The organism is Thiohalomonas denitrificans, from assembly GCF_016841685.1.
Lineage (GTDB): Bacteria > Pseudomonadota > Gammaproteobacteria > Thiohalomonadales > Thiohalomonadaceae > Thiohalomonas > Thiohalomonas denitrificans_A.
This window is the reverse complement of record NZ_JAENYR010000066.1, coordinates 1748-18941: the sequence shown is the minus strand read 5'-3', so window position 1 is coordinate 18941 and position 17194 is coordinate 1748. Positions and strand designations below refer to the sequence as shown.

Here is a 17194-nt window from a genome sequence, read left to right as displayed (position 1 = left end):
CTCGGCTCTGGCATCCTGCGTCGCTCTACCACCTACATCCATGTAGGCGTCCTCGTAATGACAGCGAGGGCAAGTTCTTCAGGAGAGCTGCTCAACCCGCAGGGGAGGACTGACAAGGAAACCCTGCAGACCGTCGCATCCATGGCTGACGAAGAAATCCAGTTGTTCCTGGGTCTCCACGCCTTCAGCGATGACTTCGATATTGAGACTGTGGGCCATAACGATAATGGCATTGGAGATAGCAGCATCATCCGGATCGCTCACCACGTCGTGAACGAACGACATATCGAGCTTCAGTTTGTCGATAGGAAACCGTTTCAGATAGAAAAGCGACGAGTAGCCGACACCGAAATCATCGATAGTAATGTGCACGCCCGCTTCCTTGAGGGTGCACAGAATCCGGAAGGTCGCTTCCGGGTCCTGCATGACCGCGGTTTCGGTCAATTCGAGCTCCAAGTCGCCCGGCTGGACACCATGTCCCTGGATAGCGGCGATGATGTTTTCGGCAATGCGCGGCTGACGGAACTGGCGCGCGGAGAGATTAATCGCAACGCGGTGTCGAATAGAGCCCGTCTGGTTCCAGGTGAAGATTTGTCGGCAGACCTTGTGCAAAACCCAATCCCCTATGGCATCGATCAGCCCGGTGGCCTCGGCAATCGGAATAAATCGATCGGGGGAAAGTACCCCATGCTCGGGGTGGTTCCAGCGGATAGCAGCCTCCAGCGCGATTTCGGCACCGCTGCTGACCTCGATTTGAGGTTGATACACCAGGAAAAACTCATCGCGTTCCAGGGCCCGGCGCAATGCGCTCTCGATGCTCAGCCGTTCTACCGCCTTCTGATTCATTCCGCCGGTAAAAAAACGATAGTTGTTACGGCCCTCCGCCTTGGCCACATACATGGCCGTATCGGCGTTCTTGAGCAGAACCGCGATGTCTTCCCCATCATCCGGATAGACACTGATGCCGATGCTGCCGGTTATATCGACCGTTTCACCGTGGATGCGCATCGGTATAAATAGTGAATTATTGATACGCCGGGCCGTCTCGGCAACCGCGGCGATATCCTCGGCCTCTTCCAGGAGGATAATGAACTCATCGCCTCCCATTCGCGCAACCGTATCTTCCGTCCGGATACTGTGTTCCAGCCGGTCGGCGACCTTTTTTAACAGTTCGTCACCGGCGTCATGTCCGAGGGTGTCGTTAATCACCTTGAAGTTGTCCAAATCCACGAAGAGGATGGCAACCCGCTTCTTCGCCCGCCGGGCACGATCGACCCCGTGTTTGAGCCGGTCGTAAAAGAGGTTTCGATTGGGAAGCCGGGTAAGGCTGTCGTAGTTGGCGAGCCGTTCCAACTGGTCCTGGCTCTGCTTGATTTCGGTGATGTCACGAAATATCCCCACGTAATTGATCACCCGGCCCTCATCATCCAGCACGCTGCCCATATTGAGCAGGGCCGGAAAGACCTGACCATTGCGGCGGCGCCCCCAGAGTTCTCCCTGCCACTGGCCATGGTGCCCTACCCGTTCCCACATATGATGAAAGAACTCTTCCGAATGTCTACCGGAGTCCAGTAGCCGAGGGGAGTGGGCTATCGCTTCATCACGCCGATAACCGGTTATTTCCGAGAAGGCGCCATTGATATTCACGATGCGCTTTTCGCTATCGAGGATCATGATCGCCTCGGCACTGCTCTCGAATACCCGGGCGGCGAGTCGTAGCTCCTCTTCAGCGTGTTTCTGTTCGGTGATGTCACGGATGTAGGCCAGACAGTGCAATGGCTTTCCTTCGGCATCGGTGATCACAGAGATATTGACCGACGCCCACACCGCGTCGCCACTCTTGGTGAGATATCTTTTTTCGTATTCCACGGAGCGGGTTTTACGGCTCCACAACCGCTGAAAGGCATCCTCCGTCCGCTCTAGATCGTCCGGGTGAGTCACGTCCTGGACCCGCAATCTCTGCAACTCCGCTTCGCTATAGCCAAGCCACGCCGCAAGTCGCGGGGTAACGCGCAACCAGCGGCCATCAAGCCCGGTGCGAACGACCATGATCAACGAGAACTGCTCCGCACGCTCTCGCTGTACCTCGCTTTCGCGCAGCGCCTCCTCGGCCCGCTGGCGATCGGTCATCACGGCGACATAGTTGGCAGTGACCGTCAGCAACTGCACCTGGCGTTCATCCACCTCAATCTCTTCGGGAGCGGCAACCGAAATCAAACCTACTACGGTTTCACGGACCACCATCGGGACGGTCAGCACGGTCCGGAGCCCGGGCCCCAGCACACTGACTGCTCGCTGCCGGTGCTGCACCAGCGGCTTTCGTGAACGCAGCACCTGCCTCGCCGTATGATCGGGTTTTCGTTCTGCTTGCAACGCTTCGAGCCCCTGCCCCGCCTGCGGGGCCAGCTGGTCACGTTCGATATCGTAAGTCTCAATCAGAACGGCAGAAAACTCGGTCGTTTCCCGGAGGGCAATCGCTATATCGTTATAGGCTGCTGTCAGAGAGCGGCGCGTCAGAGCAATTTCCGAGATGCGGTTAAGGGTCTGCAGTTCACGATGGCGGATGCGCAGATCCTCTTCAATCCGGCGGCGTTCGGTCACGTCGTAGGCGATACCGAGTACCTCCTCGACATTGCCTTGGCGGTCAAGCAGAGGCACATAGGTGTAGACGAAGGTGAACGGCCGACCGCGAATATCCGTATGCGCCTCCACGAATTGGGGGCGTCGGGTACGCAGGGCGCGATTCAAGGTAGGGAGATAAGTCCCGGTAACCGAAGGGGAGAACAGCTCCTCGTCGGTACTGCCAATCACTTCACGTTCGGAGAGCTCCCATAGCTCCAGTGCACGGGAATTGATAAATCGAATGCGTTGTTGTGCATCGTACAGGGCCACCAACGCCGGGAGATTGTCGACCGCCCGGCGAAAACGCTCCTCACTCGTGCGCAGCGCCTTCTCAAACTGCTCCCGCTCAATGATTTCAATCTGCAATTCGGCATTGATGCGCTCGAGGGCGTCGGTGCGCTCCCAAATCTTCTCCTGCAACTCTTCTCGAATGCGTTCGACTTCCCGTTGGGCGACTCGCTCCGCAGTCACATCGATGCCGAAGATGGTGATCAGCTTCAGGCGTGAATCGTGGTAGGTATTCGCCGTATTCAACTCAATGGTGACGGGAGTGAGGTGTTTGCTCTGTACCTGGATTGCCCAGCCCTCAACATCACCTCGACGGAGTCTTCGATACAGCCGCCACAGGCCGCGCCGGTATTCGCCCGGAAAAAGCTTGTCCCACCATGCCTGGTCGATGAGTTCGGCGGGACGAAACCCTGTGACTTTGGCAACCGCATCGTTCAGTGAAAGCAGTGTCCCGTCGGGCTGCGCTTCGCACACGATGGCCCCGGCGCGCGCCGCCAGTCGCTGGTATCGATCTTCCGAGGCCTTCAAGGTTTTTCGGGCATCGGCCAGTAGCGATACCACTTCTGCGGGATCGACTCCCCCGGACTTTCCAACCCACCCGCCTTCGGCTTCGGCAAGCTGCCGTGTTACGGCCCGAATGCGCGTCTCCAGCGAGATAGGTCTGGCCCGGTTCTGTTCGCTCATACACTCCGACCGCGGTTGTGTACGGGTCGACGAGTCAAGGAAGGCACGGGCACTCCTGCACCGGCGCCTCAGCTCCACAATGCGACCGCTCTTTCCGAGTATAGAGAAGCCATCCGCCACTGCTGTCGCGATGCCTGCACACGGTTCCCAATGCGGCGTTCGCAAGCCTGATTACAGCCGCTCAAGTCCAGGGTAAACGCATACTCCCATTTTTGATGAGATATAAGTCCTTGATAGCCGGTACGCTGTGAATACGACCTACAGGAATGTAGGAAGTGACGATTATGCAGGAGCAATCATCTTTCATCCCGTGTACGTCCGACGGCAGCATCCCTCGACAAGTGTGCTCCTGCATTGTCTGACACCGCTATCCCTGGCGGCGTGCTGCCGACGACCTGCTGTCAAGGACTGACACCGCTCGCTTCAAAGTAGGCGGTTGCCCTGCGCTCAAGTCGGACCGGCGCGATATCGTCTCTCCTCAAGAGGTATAATCCGGACTATCTTTCTCTCAAAAGCCTGGAGAGATCCCGTGCGTGCAATCACTGTCGTATTCATCAGTTTTCTTGTCGTAGCCTGCGCTACCTCGCCGCTTGGCCGCCAGCAGCTCATTTTGTTTCCCGAAGCGCAAATCGCCGAAATGGGTGCTACGGCCTTCCAGGAGATCCAGAGGGAAAAGCCCACCGTGGGACCTGGCCCGACGGTGAGCTATGTCAAATGCGTGGCCGATGCCATTACCCGACAGTTACCCTCCTCCGTACCGCAGCAATGGCAGCTGTCGGTTTTCGAGGACGACGAACCCAATGCCTTCGCCCTACCGGGCGGAAATCTGGGGGTGAACACCGGGATTCTGGAGATTGCAGAAAACCCCTCTCAGCTGGCGACAGTGGTAGCGCATGAGATAGCCCATGTGCTCGCCGAGCATCCCAATGAGCGGGTCTCCACGCAATACGCCACCCAGACCGGACTGGACTTGCTGCAGGCGATTACCGGAGTGGGCCCGGAGCGCCAAGAGCTGTTCGCCCTGCTGGGTATGGGCGCCCAGGTCGGGGTCATTCTCCCGTTCTCGCGACGACAGGAACAAGAGGCCGATCTCTATGGTCTGGATCTGATGGCTCAGGCAGGTTTCGACCCGCGCGAAAGCACCAGATTCTGGCAGCACATGGAGTCGCAGGGCAACGGCGCGCCGCCGGAATTCCTTTCCACCCACCCTTCCGGAAAGACTCGCATGAGTGACCTCCAGGCACGAATCCCGGCGGCCATGGAGATCTATCAGCAGGCCCGAGCCCGGGGGATCCGGCCCGACTGCCAACCGCCGGGTTAGCTTCAGCCTTCTGCGGAGATCTCGCGCCGCAGGGCACGCAGCTCTTTTCGCATGGCGCGCAATTCGGCTTCAATGGATTCGGATTCGCTGTGGACCACCTCTCCGATCACCTCGTGCTCCTCCTCCATCTCTTTTTCATGCATCGTCTGCATGGTGTCGACAATGATGGCGATGAACAGGTTGAGCATGGTGAAGGTGGCGATCAGTATGAACGGCACAAAGAACAGCCAGGCATAGGGGTGCTGCTCCATCACCGGCCGGACGATCCCCATTGACCAGCTCTCCAGGGTCATGATCTGGAAGAGTGAATAGAGCGAACGTCCGATGCCGCCAAACCAGTCGGGATAATCGGCGCCAAAGAGGCCGGTTGCCATCACCGCCGCGACATAGAACAGGAGCAGCATCAGCCCACCGATGGCGGAGATCCCCGGCACGGCGCGCAGCAGCGCCTCCACTACGAAACGCAACCGGGGCATGACCGACACCAGCCGCAGGACACGAAGCACCCGCAGCGTGCGCAGTACCGCCAGCGGACCACTCGCCGGTACCAGCGCGATACCCACCACGATGAAATCGAAGACGTTCCAGGGGTCGCGAAAGAAGCGCAGGCCTTTAGCGAACAGTTTGGCGCCGATCTCGGCGACAAACACGGTCAACACGAGGTGGTCGATCGTTCGCAGCACGTCACCGAAAACTGCCATCACCCCGGGCGAGGTCTCCAGTCCCAGGGTACCGGCGTTAATGGCGATCAGTGTCATGATGCTGCGCTGGACGAACGTCGATTCTACCCGGGCGTAAACCCGGGCCCTCAGACCCTGTTCACTCACTTTTTAACCTCTGCCTCTTCGAGAGCCGGCAATTCTACCCGATGCGGTGGCTGTGCACGTAGATCGAAATCCCGGACCCGCCGATGGTGGCAAGGGGAAACGAGACTATGTCCGATAGACTGCTAGCATTAACGCAACAGCCCATCCACGGAAGGAAGGGTGCCATGCACATCCATCGAAAGACCCGCAGAGCCGGCAGTCTGCTGTCCGTATTGCTTCTTCTGGCGGGGTGTCAGGAGCCGGTGCAGCCCGAGACGATCACCATGCCCATCCGGGAAGACCCGCCGGTGACGACGGTCCCGACCACGGTCGATCCCCGCCTCCCTCACTTCCAGGCAGCGAACTCTCCACGGCTGGGCAAATTGCACATCGTCACCGAGCGGGAAACGCTGCAGCTGGCTCAGCTCTGGGCATCCACACTCAGCAGCGGGCAGTCCCGTCTCCAGGTCCAGACCCTGGCACCGCCATCCGAATCGGCGGTGTGGTGGTGGCAGGCCGGGCGGACCCATCGCGTCGCTCTGCTGAAAGAGGTCATGGAACCCGAAGAGCAGGCAGCCTTCGAAACCGAATGGGGATATCCGCCGCAGGGCATCGTGGTTGCCATGGACCCGATGGTTGTCGTGGTCCGGAAAGGCAACCCGCTGGTTGAACGCGGGATTTCACTGGAAGAGCTGGAGGCGATTTTTTCGCGCCGTCCCCGAAATGGCCACACTCCGATCCGCAAGTGGGATGCCTTCGAGGTCGGCGCGGGGTGGTCGCAGCGAGATATCAGCGCTTATGGTCAGGAAAACGGCAGCCCGTTGGACCAGTGGTTCCGGAAGCGGATTCTGCATCACCGCGATTACCAGCCGGAGATGGTACGGGTGCCCGATTCCCAAGCCGTCGTGGCCGAAGTCTCCAGGACCGCTAGGGGCATCGGTTACGCCAACCTGAGTGCCTTTAGAGGTCCCGTCTCCCCCGTGCCGGTCATCCACACCGAGGGCGAGGCTCCCATCCTCCCGACCGCTGAAAACCTTTTCCAGGCGCGTTATCCACTATCACCCGGAAACCTGTATCTCTATATCAACCACCGCCCGGGGGTTGCCCTCGACGTACTGCAACGGGAATTGGTGCGCTTTGTCTATAGCCAGACCGGCCAAAGCCTGGCCGCGGAGACTGGGATGGTACCCATTTCCGCACTACACGCAGTGAGTGAACTGCAGCGCTCGGAAATCAGCCTGACGCCCGAAGATGTGCTTTTGGCCTCGTCACCCATCCCATAGGACGCACCGACACCCACTATGTCGGGCTTTAACCCGCACTGCGAAACCGGGTCTCCAGAGAAAACCAGATGACCTTATCTCGGTGTTCTTTGTGCCTCTGTGACTAAGCCGCGAACGCCAACCTCTGTGAAGCACCCGGGGCTGTTTATCGAGCAGGGCTCGCTGGCTTTTCCGCCAAGAGCTTCTCCACAATGGCGATCACCTCGGGAGCATCCCATTCCAGCGCGCCATAGTAGCTGTAACGGATTCGTCCCCGCGCATCGATCAGAAAATTCGTCGGAAAAGCGCTGATGTTCCAGGCGTTGAGAGCTTCGCCTTCCAGATCGATCAGCACCGGGAAAGCAACCGGCCGCTTTTCGAGAAAACGGCGCACGGTCGCCTCATCTTCGCCCACATCGACCGCGAGGACGCTAAAGCCCCTCTCTTCAAATCGCTCCTGCAGCCGCCCCAGGGACGGGATCTCATGGACACATGGAGGACACCACGTTGCCCAGAAATTGACCAGTACGACACGTCCCTTGTGGCTCGCCAGATCGTAGGATGCCCCCTGCAGGCCCGGCAGCCTCAACACGGGTGGGACGGGGTCCCCGGTATAGGGGCGCAGGCCAGCTGCCGGTCCGGGCTCGGAACTGTTTTCGTCATCGCCGCGTAGATCCGGGGGATGGCGGGGGCCCGCATAAGGCTCGAGCAACTTGGAGGCACGGACAATGAGGGCCGGCATCCGTTGATTCACGGTGCGCTCTGCATCGTCGGGTTGCTCCCGGCTGATGAAACCGTCGCTGACCGTGGGCAGGTAATGTTGAAAGATGTCACTTCCCCCGGAGGCGAGGCCCTGGGCGAGGACAGAGAGATGCCAGCGCTTTGCGGATAGTGCCGGCTGAAAGAGATAAAGAGGCAGGTTCGTTGCGGTGGCGACGGGGCGATAGCTGGGCGGCTCGCCCGGTTCCGGCAACCCCTTCTGCAGATTGGGATAGGCCAGAATAACGCCGGCCAGGCATTCGGAACCGGGGTGATCCCGCTGCCAGGCGCGGACGGCCTGCAACGCCAGAGCCGCCCCTCTGCCGGAAGCGAACAAAAACAGCCGCTGCACATCCGCTGCTGCGGCCTCGATGAGGGATACCATGTCCTCCACCGGCACCCGTTCGAGGCTAGTCCGCTCGGCTGCGAGGAAATAGGCGGTGTGAAGGTCGGCGGCCCACACCGAAGGGCCGATGGTGGCAAGTTCACGCGCAACGCCCAATTCCTGCGACTGTAGACCCTCCTCGGCAGGCAGCCAGAGTACGCGAACATTGTCATCATCCATGCCGGAGTAACGCTCGATCGGGATCTCGGCACCGGTATCCAGAAGCAGCGGCTCCGCGAATTCAGCTGCCACCACCGGCGCCACCAACAGGGAAAGCAAACAGAGATAAAGCCGCATTTTTCCTCGTGAGTCGGATTCGAAGGGTGCCAGTTTATAACAAGAGTTGCGGACCACACCCATGTGCAGGTCAGGATCGACGCATGCTCGCATTTTTGTTTGCCGGCGAGCGATGTAAGTCCTTGATAGCCGGTACGCTGTGAATACGACCTACAGGGATGTAGGAATGAAGATTATGCAGGAGCGTTGCCCTGATGCGCACGTCGATTCGGCAAGACAACCCTTGAAATTGTGCTAGTTTTTACGGTTAGGCTGACCTCCCGGGACTCGTTTGCGCAACATTCCCGCGATCCATGCGACTTTGCGTCCACAAAGGAAAACAACATCCCATGCCGATGTCCCGGCTCCCGCGAAACCTGTTCCTGGCTCTGGGCCTTCGCATGGTGATATGGGGCCTGCTGATTGGTGCCGCTTTTCCGGTATTCGTGAACGCGCTGGGCCTTCCTACGCGAGACACTCTCACTCCTCTCTTCTGGGGCGCATCACTGACGGCCGGACTGCTGGCCGGCCTGGCGAGCTTGCTATTTGCCCACAGGATGGTCGGGCCACGCTTGTCTCTGCTCGCCGAACGCATGAACTACATCAGGCGCGCCATCAACACGGCCACCTACACCGGCGACTGGTCCGACTGTACCCCCGAGCGCTGCCATGTGCCGGCTGACTCGAATGACGCCGTGGGCAATGCTGCAAGGGCGTTCAACGACCTCGTCGGCGCCCTGTTCCGGAGCCACAACACCGCAAGGGCCGCCAGTGAGTTTTCGACCATACTCTCGTCCGAACTGGAGCTGGAGAGTCTGTGCGATAAGGCCCTTCAACTGTTCACAGGGCACACGGGAGCGATAGCGGGTGCGGTTCTTGCCGGCCCGCCGAACCAACTATCGGTGGTAGCCCACCGCGGCCTCCTCGCCGCCGAAGCACTGGCAAAGTGCCGGCACGTGCAGATGGCATTGACGAGTGGGCGGTGTGAAAAAATTCCAGTACCCGGAAAGGTCCGTTTCGCGGCACAGACGACGGATCCCCCCCTCCGGGAGTTGATCGTTGTGCCTGCCCTGTTCGACAGCAAAGTACCCGGCACGGTCGTCCTGGCCACTCCCGGACCGTTCGACCCCGAAACCGAATGGCTGCTGGAGTTGTTTCGGCACTCGTTCGGCCTGGCCCTCAACAATGCGCTGGTTCACGATCAGCTTCGGCAGACCGCCGCCCTCGATCCACTGACCAGAATCTACAATCGCCGCTTCGGCATGGCACGGCTGGAAGAGGAATTCAAACGCGCCCACCGCACCGATAACGCTCTCGGCGTCCTTATGGTGGACCTGGATCACTTCAAGAATATCAATGACCAATATGGCCATCTGATGGGAGACCGGGTGCTGATTGCGGTGACCCGCCGGTTGAAGGGTGAGATCCGGGAGAGCGATTTGCTGATCCGGTTCGGAGGGGAGGAATTCCTCATCGTTCTGCCGGGGGCCACTCCCAGCGACTGTCAGGCCTTCGCGGAACGGTTGAGAAAGGCAGTAAACGCAACGCCCTTTCGGGAGGACGGCATTGAACTCCCGCTGTCCGCCAGCGTGGGAGTCACGGCCTACCCCGCCCTGCCGGTCCAGACGGCCGAACAGTTGGTGGATGCCGCCGACCGCGCCCTGTATGAAGCCAAGTCGGACGGCCGCGACCGCGTGGTAATGGCCTGTGAATAGGACCAGGGCATACCGACAGGAGGCGCGCCCTCGCGGCGATCCCTATGGGAAGATCGCACCGGGACGAGCCTCCTGGCGAAGTACCGAGGAGCGTAGGCCCATTCGCGCTGACCGCCTGTGAATGGGTCCGGACCCGCTCCTAGCAGCCTGTCCGAGAATAGCGACCGTCCCGAGGGCAGGACGGGAGTCAGTTTTTTCGGCCATTTGAGGCGAATACGACTGTGGATACAGTCGTTGCAGCAACGCATGCCGCCATGGGCGGTAGTAGAGAATGTCTGGAACCTATCCTCGAGGAGGCCCGAGCCGAGCAGGCCAGTCTATTCTCGGAGAAGCCCCTAATCCTTGTAATGCGGATCGATCCAGCAGCGGGGGAGATTTTCACCAGAGGGGAAAATCAGGTCACTCTTGTCGAAATTGGCGGGTTCCTGCAGCTCTTCGCCGGAGTGGTAACGGCCTGCGACGCTGCCACGCAGCGGATCAATGATGGAGCTAATATCGAGGATTTCGACCAGATCACCATTGGTTTTATTCTTGAGGTACATGTTGCCTCCTATCGTATGGATTTCCTGCGCTGACCTGCCACTGACAAGTCTACGCAAGCAGCGTCGGTAACCGCCGGGGAACACTAGTCGGCATCGGCCGGGCCTCCATCGTCCCGGCCTTCACTTTTCGGTGCCCTCAGTGTCATCGGTGGCCTTGCTGATCATCAGTGAAAGATAGTGCCCTTGAGCCTCCCGGCAAGGCCTCCCGAAGGGATTACTGCCAACTAACCTCTAGCCAATCAGGGTGTTACTCGAGGTCCTGGACCCCTTTAGAAGGCCTGGGAGCCTGTCCAAGAACATCGTTTTTGTAGGTTGGGGTGAGTCATGCGAACCCCAACGCTGATTCTGTTGGACTTCGTTCCTCAGCGCCAACCTACATTTTGGAGCCCACGGCTATTCGGACAGGCTCCTAGAAGGCCGCCATTTCCAGGTCATCGGTGATGGCATCGACGCCGGCCCGGGCGCACTTCTCATCCGTTTCGCCCGAAGGGGCACCGCTGACACCGATACCACCGATAATCGTGCCGCCGGCGGTGATGGGAAGGCCGCCGGCGCTCATCACCAGCCCGTCCACCTTGCCAACGGAAAAGGGCGAGGTGAACCGTCCCTCCATATCAGAGGTCGCCATGTTGAACGACAGGGCCGTATAGGCCTTCTGATGGCTGATATTCAGGGTCAGGTCCCCCGCTAATACATCGCGCAGTACGACCTGCGGATGGCCCCCGCGATCCATGACGGTAACGGCCACCTGTACCCCCTCCTCCCGGCACTGATCGATGGTGGCCCGGGCAATGGTCAGGGCGCTTTCCATCGAGAGACGCTTGATATCGACCATCAGGGGCTGCTCCTCCTCGGCCTGCAGCGTCGAGGACAGGCCGGCCAGGGCTAAGCAGGCGACCAGCGATAGCAGCAGCTTGTGGGCTTTGCGCATGGTGAAGATTCACTCCTCTTTCAAATCTAACTGTCTTTATAGCACATCAGCCAACCAGAAGAACCTCGCCAGGAACCGTGCTCCCTGCTGCCTAGGCCCGAATCAAAGACGAACATTTAGCCGTCATTGCGAGGAGCCGCAGCGACGCGGCAATCTCGCTGTTAGGACACCAGATTACTTCGTCGCCGGGGCTCCTCGTAATGACAGCGAGGGGAAGTTCTTCATGAGAACCCCCGCCGCTCCTAGTGTTCCTACAGCAATACCCGCTCGATGCCACCGGCGCGTGCCTGTTCGACGAAACGCTCCTGCCACCCGTCGCCCAGCAGCCGGTTGGCCATCTCCACCACGATGTAGTCACTCTCCAGGCCGGTGACGTCGGTGTAGCGCAACAGACCCTGCTGGCAGGAGGGGCAGGAGGTGAGGATCTTCACGTCGCCCTCGCTCTTCTCACGACCGGTGAGGGCGCGGATATTCTGATAGAGCTCCTCCTCCTTGCGGAAACGGACCTGGGTGGCGATGTCGGGGCGCGAGACGGCAAAGGTGCCCGACTCGCCGCAGCAGCGGTCCGAAAGCGTCACCTCCTGTCCCATCAGGCTGGCGGCGACCTTGACCGGGCTGTACTGCTTCATCGGCGTGTGGCACGGGTCATGGTAGAGGAACTGCTTGCCTTCCACGCCTTCCAGTTTGACGCCCTTTTCCATCAGGTATTCATGGATATCCAGCAGACGGCAACCGGGGAAAATCGCCTCGAAGCGATACTTCATCAGTTGGTCCATACAGGTCCCGCAGGAGACCAGGACCGTCTTGATATCCATGTAATTGAGGGTATTCGCCACACGGTGGAACAGCACCTGGTTGTCCACCGAGATACGGTGGCCGCGGTCACTCTCCCCCGAGGCACTCTGCGGATAACCGCAACACAGGTAGCCGGGGGGCAATACGGTCTGGGCGCCGGTGTCGTAGAGCATGGCCAGGGTCGCCAGCCCCACCTGTGAAAACAACCGTTCGGAGCCGCAGCCCGGGAAATAGAAGACGGCGTCGGAGTCGTCGGTCACTCTGGCCGGATCACGCAGAATGGGCACGACCTTGTCGTCTTCCACGCCGAGCATGGCCCGGGTAGTCCGGGTCGGCATCCGGTTCGGCAGGGGTCGCTTGACGAAGTTGATCACCTGCTCGGTCACTGCCATCTTGCCGGTGGTCGCACGCGGGGGCTGTCCGTCCCGGATCAGCCGCAGGGATCGGGCGGTGCGGTAACCGAGACGCTGGGCGGCGTAGCCCCACTGGACGATACCCTTGCGCATGGCACGCACGCTGGCCGGGTCGGTGACATTGAGGAAAGCCATCGAGAGCCAGGTTCCGGCATTGCGGCGCTTCTTGCCCCGGGTGCGAAGAATATTGCGCATGCGCACCGAGACATCGCCGAAGTCGATATCCACGGGGCAGGGATTTTTGCAGCGATGGCAGATGGTGCAGTGATCCGCCACGTCGTTCATCTCGTCGAAGTGACGCAGGGAGATACCGCGCCGGGTCTGCTCCTCGTAGAGGAACGCCTCGATAATGAGGCCGGTGGCAAGAATCTTGTTGCGCGGAGAGTAGAGCAGATTCGCGCGCGGCACATGGGTGGTGCAGACCGGCTTGCACTTTCCGCAGCGCAGGCAATCCTTGACCATGTCGTTGAGCTCACCGAGCTCGCTCGCCTCCAGAATGAGGGCCTCCTGCTGCACCAGCCGCAGGGACGGGGTCCAGGCGTTGGCCAGCCCCGAGCCCGGCAGCAACTTGCCGCGATTGAAGCGGTTCTCCGGATCGATGCGCCGCTTGTAGTCGGCGAAGGCCTCGACCACCTCCGGGGCCAGATACTGGAACTTGGTCAGGCCGATACCGTGCTCGCCGGAGATCACCCCGCCCAGCGACTGGGCCAGCGCCATGATCCGGTCCACCACCCGCTCGGCCTCGTGCAGCATGGCGTAATCGTTGGAATGGACCGGGATGTTGGTATGCACATTGCCGTCACCGGCATGCATGTGCGTGGCGACGAACAGACGGCTGGCGCGGATGCGGGCATGGATGGCATCCAGCTTCTCGCGGACGCCCTCCAGCTCCCGGCCGGAATAGATCTCCTTGAGCGGCTTCTCCACCTCGCGGCGATAGGAGATGCGCAGCTCACGACGCTGGAGCAGCGACAACACGCTGTCGCCCTGACGACTCTGTTTAAAGGCCTCCTCGCCGACCAGATCCCGCTGTGCCGCGACCGCGGCATCGAGATGGTCGAGCAGTGCCCGCCAGCGCTCCCGGACCGCCTGCAGATGCAGGCTGGCGGCCTCGGTCTTGTTCGCCAGGATGGCGGCACTCTCGTCGCTCTCTTCATAGTCGGGATCGCGGCGCCGTTCCGCCAGCGGTCCCTGCAGATAGTCGAGCACTTCATCGATCATCCGGAGCTTGTTGGTGGTCGACTGCTCGATGTTGATACGCTCGATGCCTTCGCTGTATTCCGCCAGTTTGTCCAGCGGGATCACCACGTCCTCGTTGATCTTGAAGGCATTGGTGTGAACGGCGATGGCGGCGGTACGGGCACGGTCCTGCCAGAAACGGTGGCGCGCCTCGGGGCTGGTGGCAATGAAGCCCTCGGCGTGACGGGCATTGGCCATGCGGACCACTGCGGAGGCGGCCTCCGCCACCCGGTCCTCCTCCTCACCGACGATATCGGCGATCAGCACCATCTTGGGCAGATCGGGTCGGGGCGCCTTGGTGCTGTAGTTCACCGCCTTCACATAGCGCTCATCGAGGTGCTCCAGTCCGGCCAGCAGAACCCCCTCCCTGGCGTCTAGATACTCCTTGGTCTCGAGGATGGAGGGAACCGCTTCGCGCAGGTCCGAGCCGAAGAACTCCATGCAGACGGTCCGGGTGTGGGCCGGCATGCGATAGACCACAAAACGGGCCGAGGTGATGAGGCCGTCGCAGCCCTCCTTCTGGACACCGGGCAGGCCGCCTAGAAACTTGTTGGTGACATCTTTGCCGAGCCCACTCTTGCGAAGCTCCGGCCCCGGAATCTTCAGGGTCTCCGGCTTGCCGACGGTGGTTTTACCATCCGCTTGGTAGCGGGTAATCCGGAACTCGGCGAAGTCCACCTCGTGGATCTTGCCCAGGTTGTGACCGATCCGCTCCACCTCCAGCCAGTTGGCATCGGGCGTCACCATCCGCCAGGAGGCGAGATTATCCAGGGTGGTGCCCCACATGACCGCCTTCTTGCCGCCGGCGTTCATGGCGATATTGCCGCCGATACAGGAGGCATCCTGGGAGGTGGGGTCCACGGCGAACACATGCTCCGCCGCCTCGGCCCGTTCCGATACGCGCCGGGTGACCGCACCGGCACCGACGTGCAGCGTGGGCACCGGCCCCGTCACCCCCGGCAGTTCGGCCATGACGAGCTTGCCCACCCAGTCCAGCTTTTCGGTGTTGATTACCGCACAGTCGGCGTGCAGCGGTACCGCACCACCGGTATACCCGGTGCCGCCGCCGCGGGGGACGATGGTCAATCCCAGCTCCACGCAGCTGCGAACCACCCGGGCCATCTCCGCCTCGCTGTCGGGGGTGACGACCACGAAGGGAAACTCGACCCGCCAGTCGGTAGCATCGGTGGCGTGAGAGACCCGGGCGAGCCCGCCGAAATCGATATTATCCTTGCGGGTAACGCGGGCCAGTCGCCTCTGCGCCCGCTGGCGAAGGTCCTTTTGCCGCGGAAGCCACGCCTCGAAATCACGCACCGCCGCGCGGGCCGCCTCCGCCAGCTGCAGCGCCTGCTCGTTTCCCTGCGCCCGCTCGATGATCTGGTCCAGGCGATGGTGCAGCGCATGTGCCAGAGACCCCCAACGCCTGGGGTTTTCGATCAGATCGTCCTGGATGAACGGATTGCGGGTAATCACCCACATGTCCCCCAACACCTCGAACAGCATGCGTGCCGAGCGGCCTGTTACCCGTTCGGCACGCAGGCGATTCAGCACCTCCCACATGGACTCGCCGAGAAAACGGATCACGATCTCGCGGTCGGAAAACGAGGTGTAGTTGTAGGGAATTTCGCGGATGCGCGCGGTGCCGAAGTCAGTCATCGAAACCTGGGCGTAGGTGGAGAGGAAAGAGCGGGGATTTTAACACAGACGCAGGCCATCAGTGATGAACGGATTACTTTCCCTCCAGGGTCAACGCCTAGTCCTATTTTTGATCTCGGCGAGCGAGATAAGTCCTTGATAGCAGGGAACTACTCACCCCCTCGTCATCCCCTGTCACCCCCGCGCAGGCGGGGGGTAGGCGGGGATCCAGAGGACAGAAGCATGGTTCAAAATGGATCCCCGCCTACGCGGGGATGACGGATTTCCCGGGCCGTGCGTGATCACCCGGGCGAGCAGTTGCGATAGCAGGTACGCTGTGAATACGACCTACAGGGATGTAGGAAGTGAACATTATGCAGGAGCAATCATCTTTCCTCCGTGTGCGCTCGACGGCAGCATCCCTCGACAAGTGTGCTCCTGCATTGTGTAACACCGCCGCCATCGCTGGCGGCGTGCTGCCGACGACCTGCTGTCAAGGACTTACACCGCTCGCTTCACAGTATGCGGTTGCCCTACTCGAAGAGGCCGGAACGGAAAAGGCGCATGACCGTTTCCCCCTGATTCCTCCAGGGACCGGTCACACGCCTGGGTCGAGCGCCAACCCGGCGGCTACTTCTCCAGCGTCGGTACCGCAACCTCCTCACCATGGGTGAGGTTCAGACCTTCCTCATGGGCGGGCAGTCCACCCACTTCCTCGATCTCAAAGGCACTGAACTCGCTCACCACCGGTACGCTCTCCTCTTCACCACCGGCGACAAACCGGCGTTCCGGTTCGGCCCTTGTAATCTCCGGTTCACGCTCGCCCTCGCCGAGCACCGGGACATTGCCTTCCACCACATCCGTCGCAATCTTGGCACGCAATGCGTCACCCTCATCGAATGGCGCATCTTCGGCACCCGGGGCCACCAGGGGATAGATCAGGAATACCCCAAGGAGTGCGCCTACCATCAGTGTCCGTACTGTAGTCATGGCCGTTTCCTCCGTTCCCTGTGAGACGCTTTAGTCAACGTTTGCGCTAGGTATAAAACAAACCGGAGGGTTTCGCTATCCGCAAAACCCCTTATTTAGATTCGCTTTAAAAATGAGTGTCTGGAGGCCCGCCCACAATGTGGTGGTTCGCCGCTGCCGTCGATTCCCACAGCGCACGTAATGCCTGCCCGGATGCTGCAGGAGATGGCTGACCGAGCGGTGGCCGTCCAGTGTGATGATCAGGTGAACAGGATTGGTTCATCCCGGGGGGCGTGAAGACAACGTCGAATCGCCTGCCTGCCTTTGGTTAAAGCAGTGCAAGCAAGATAATCGGAGGTTTCGACGTACGGTAATCGCCTCACGCTGAATGAGTGGACCGCGCCACCCGGCAGATGAAATCCCGATTTTCGAAGTACCGATTCCGTTTCCTTTGGAGAGGTCATGGAAATTCCGGGGGTCTTCCCCCTTTCCTCTTTCCCTTTCCTCTTTCCCTTTCCTCTTTCCCTTTCCTCTTTCCCTTTCCTCTTTCCC

10 protein-coding genes are annotated in these 17194 nt (G+C 60.4%); 3 read left to right on the top strand and 7 right to left on the bottom strand.

Going from position 1 to position 17194, the window contains the following annotated elements; all coding sequences use genetic code 11:
* Window positions 1–78 precede the first annotated feature (78 nt).
* Window positions 79–3594, bottom strand: a complete 3516-nt coding sequence (locus Q7L05_RS13255) for an EAL domain-containing protein (RefSeq protein WP_303907508.1) — start codon at window positions 3592–3594, stop codon at window positions 79–81.
* Window positions 3595–4123: 529 nt separating this feature from the next.
* Between Q7L05_RS13255 and Q7L05_RS13250 the strand changes: the two genes are divergently transcribed.
* Window positions 4124–4915 carry a M48 family metallopeptidase gene (locus tag Q7L05_RS13250; protein ID WP_303907506.1) on the top strand — a complete coding sequence of 264 codons (792 nt, stop codon included), beginning with the start codon at window positions 4124–4126 and terminating at the stop codon, window positions 4913–4915.
* A gap of 2 nt (window positions 4916–4917) precedes the next feature.
* On the opposite strand, the gene Q7L05_RS13245 is transcribed toward Q7L05_RS13250, so the two are convergent.
* The gene (locus Q7L05_RS13245) at window positions 4918–5673 is read right to left on the bottom strand and encodes an ion transporter (RefSeq protein ID WP_303907510.1); all 756 of its coding nucleotides are present in this window, start codon (window positions 5671–5673) and stop codon (window positions 4918–4920) included.
* Between the two features lie 233 nt (window positions 5674–5906).
* On the opposite strand from Q7L05_RS13245, the gene Q7L05_RS13240 reads away from it, so the two are divergent.
* Entirely contained in the window at window positions 5907–7004 is a 1098-nt protein-coding gene (locus Q7L05_RS13240; protein WP_303907503.1) for a PstS family phosphate ABC transporter substrate-binding protein, read from the top strand.
* A gap of 145 nt (window positions 7005–7149) precedes the next feature.
* On the opposite strand, the gene Q7L05_RS13235 is transcribed toward Q7L05_RS13240, so the two are convergent.
* A complete protein-coding gene (locus Q7L05_RS13235) occupies window positions 7150–8424 on the bottom strand; it encodes a TlpA family protein disulfide reductase (protein ID WP_303907500.1) in 1275 nt (424 codons plus the stop codon).
* 329 nt (window positions 8425–8753) lie between these two features.
* Between Q7L05_RS13235 and Q7L05_RS13230 the strand changes: the two genes are divergently transcribed.
* Window positions 8754–10118: a GGDEF domain-containing protein gene (locus tag Q7L05_RS13230; protein WP_303907497.1), complete on the top strand. Its 1365-nt coding sequence runs from the start codon at window positions 8754–8756 to the stop codon at window positions 10116–10118.
* A 335-nt stretch (window positions 10119–10453) separates the two neighbouring features.
* Here Q7L05_RS13230 and Q7L05_RS13225 read toward each other — a convergent pair whose 3' ends face one another.
* The 4 genes from Q7L05_RS13225 to Q7L05_RS13210 all read right to left on the bottom strand — a co-directional run bounded on the left by Q7L05_RS13225 (window position 10454) and on the right by Q7L05_RS13210 (window position 16663).
* Window positions 10454–10660 (bottom strand): acetyltransferase, encoded by a 207-nt coding sequence (locus Q7L05_RS13225; protein ID WP_303907494.1) that lies wholly within the window; start codon window positions 10658–10660, stop codon window positions 10454–10456.
* Window positions 10661–11069: 409 nt separating this feature from the next.
* Complete coding sequence (locus tag Q7L05_RS13220; protein WP_303907491.1) at window positions 11070–11591, bottom strand: GlcG/HbpS family heme-binding protein; 522 nt, start codon at window positions 11589–11591, stop codon at window positions 11070–11072.
* A gap of 251 nt (window positions 11592–11842) precedes the next feature.
* Window positions 11843–15694 (bottom strand): DUF3683 domain-containing protein, encoded by a 3852-nt coding sequence (locus tag Q7L05_RS13215; RefSeq protein WP_303907488.1) that lies wholly within the window; start codon window positions 15692–15694, stop codon window positions 11843–11845.
* 609 nt (window positions 15695–16303) lie between these two features.
* On the bottom strand, window positions 16304–16663 hold the full coding sequence (locus Q7L05_RS13210) for a hypothetical protein (protein WP_303907484.1): 360 nt from the start codon (window positions 16661–16663) through the stop codon (window positions 16304–16306).
* Window positions 16664–17194 lie beyond the last annotated feature (531 nt).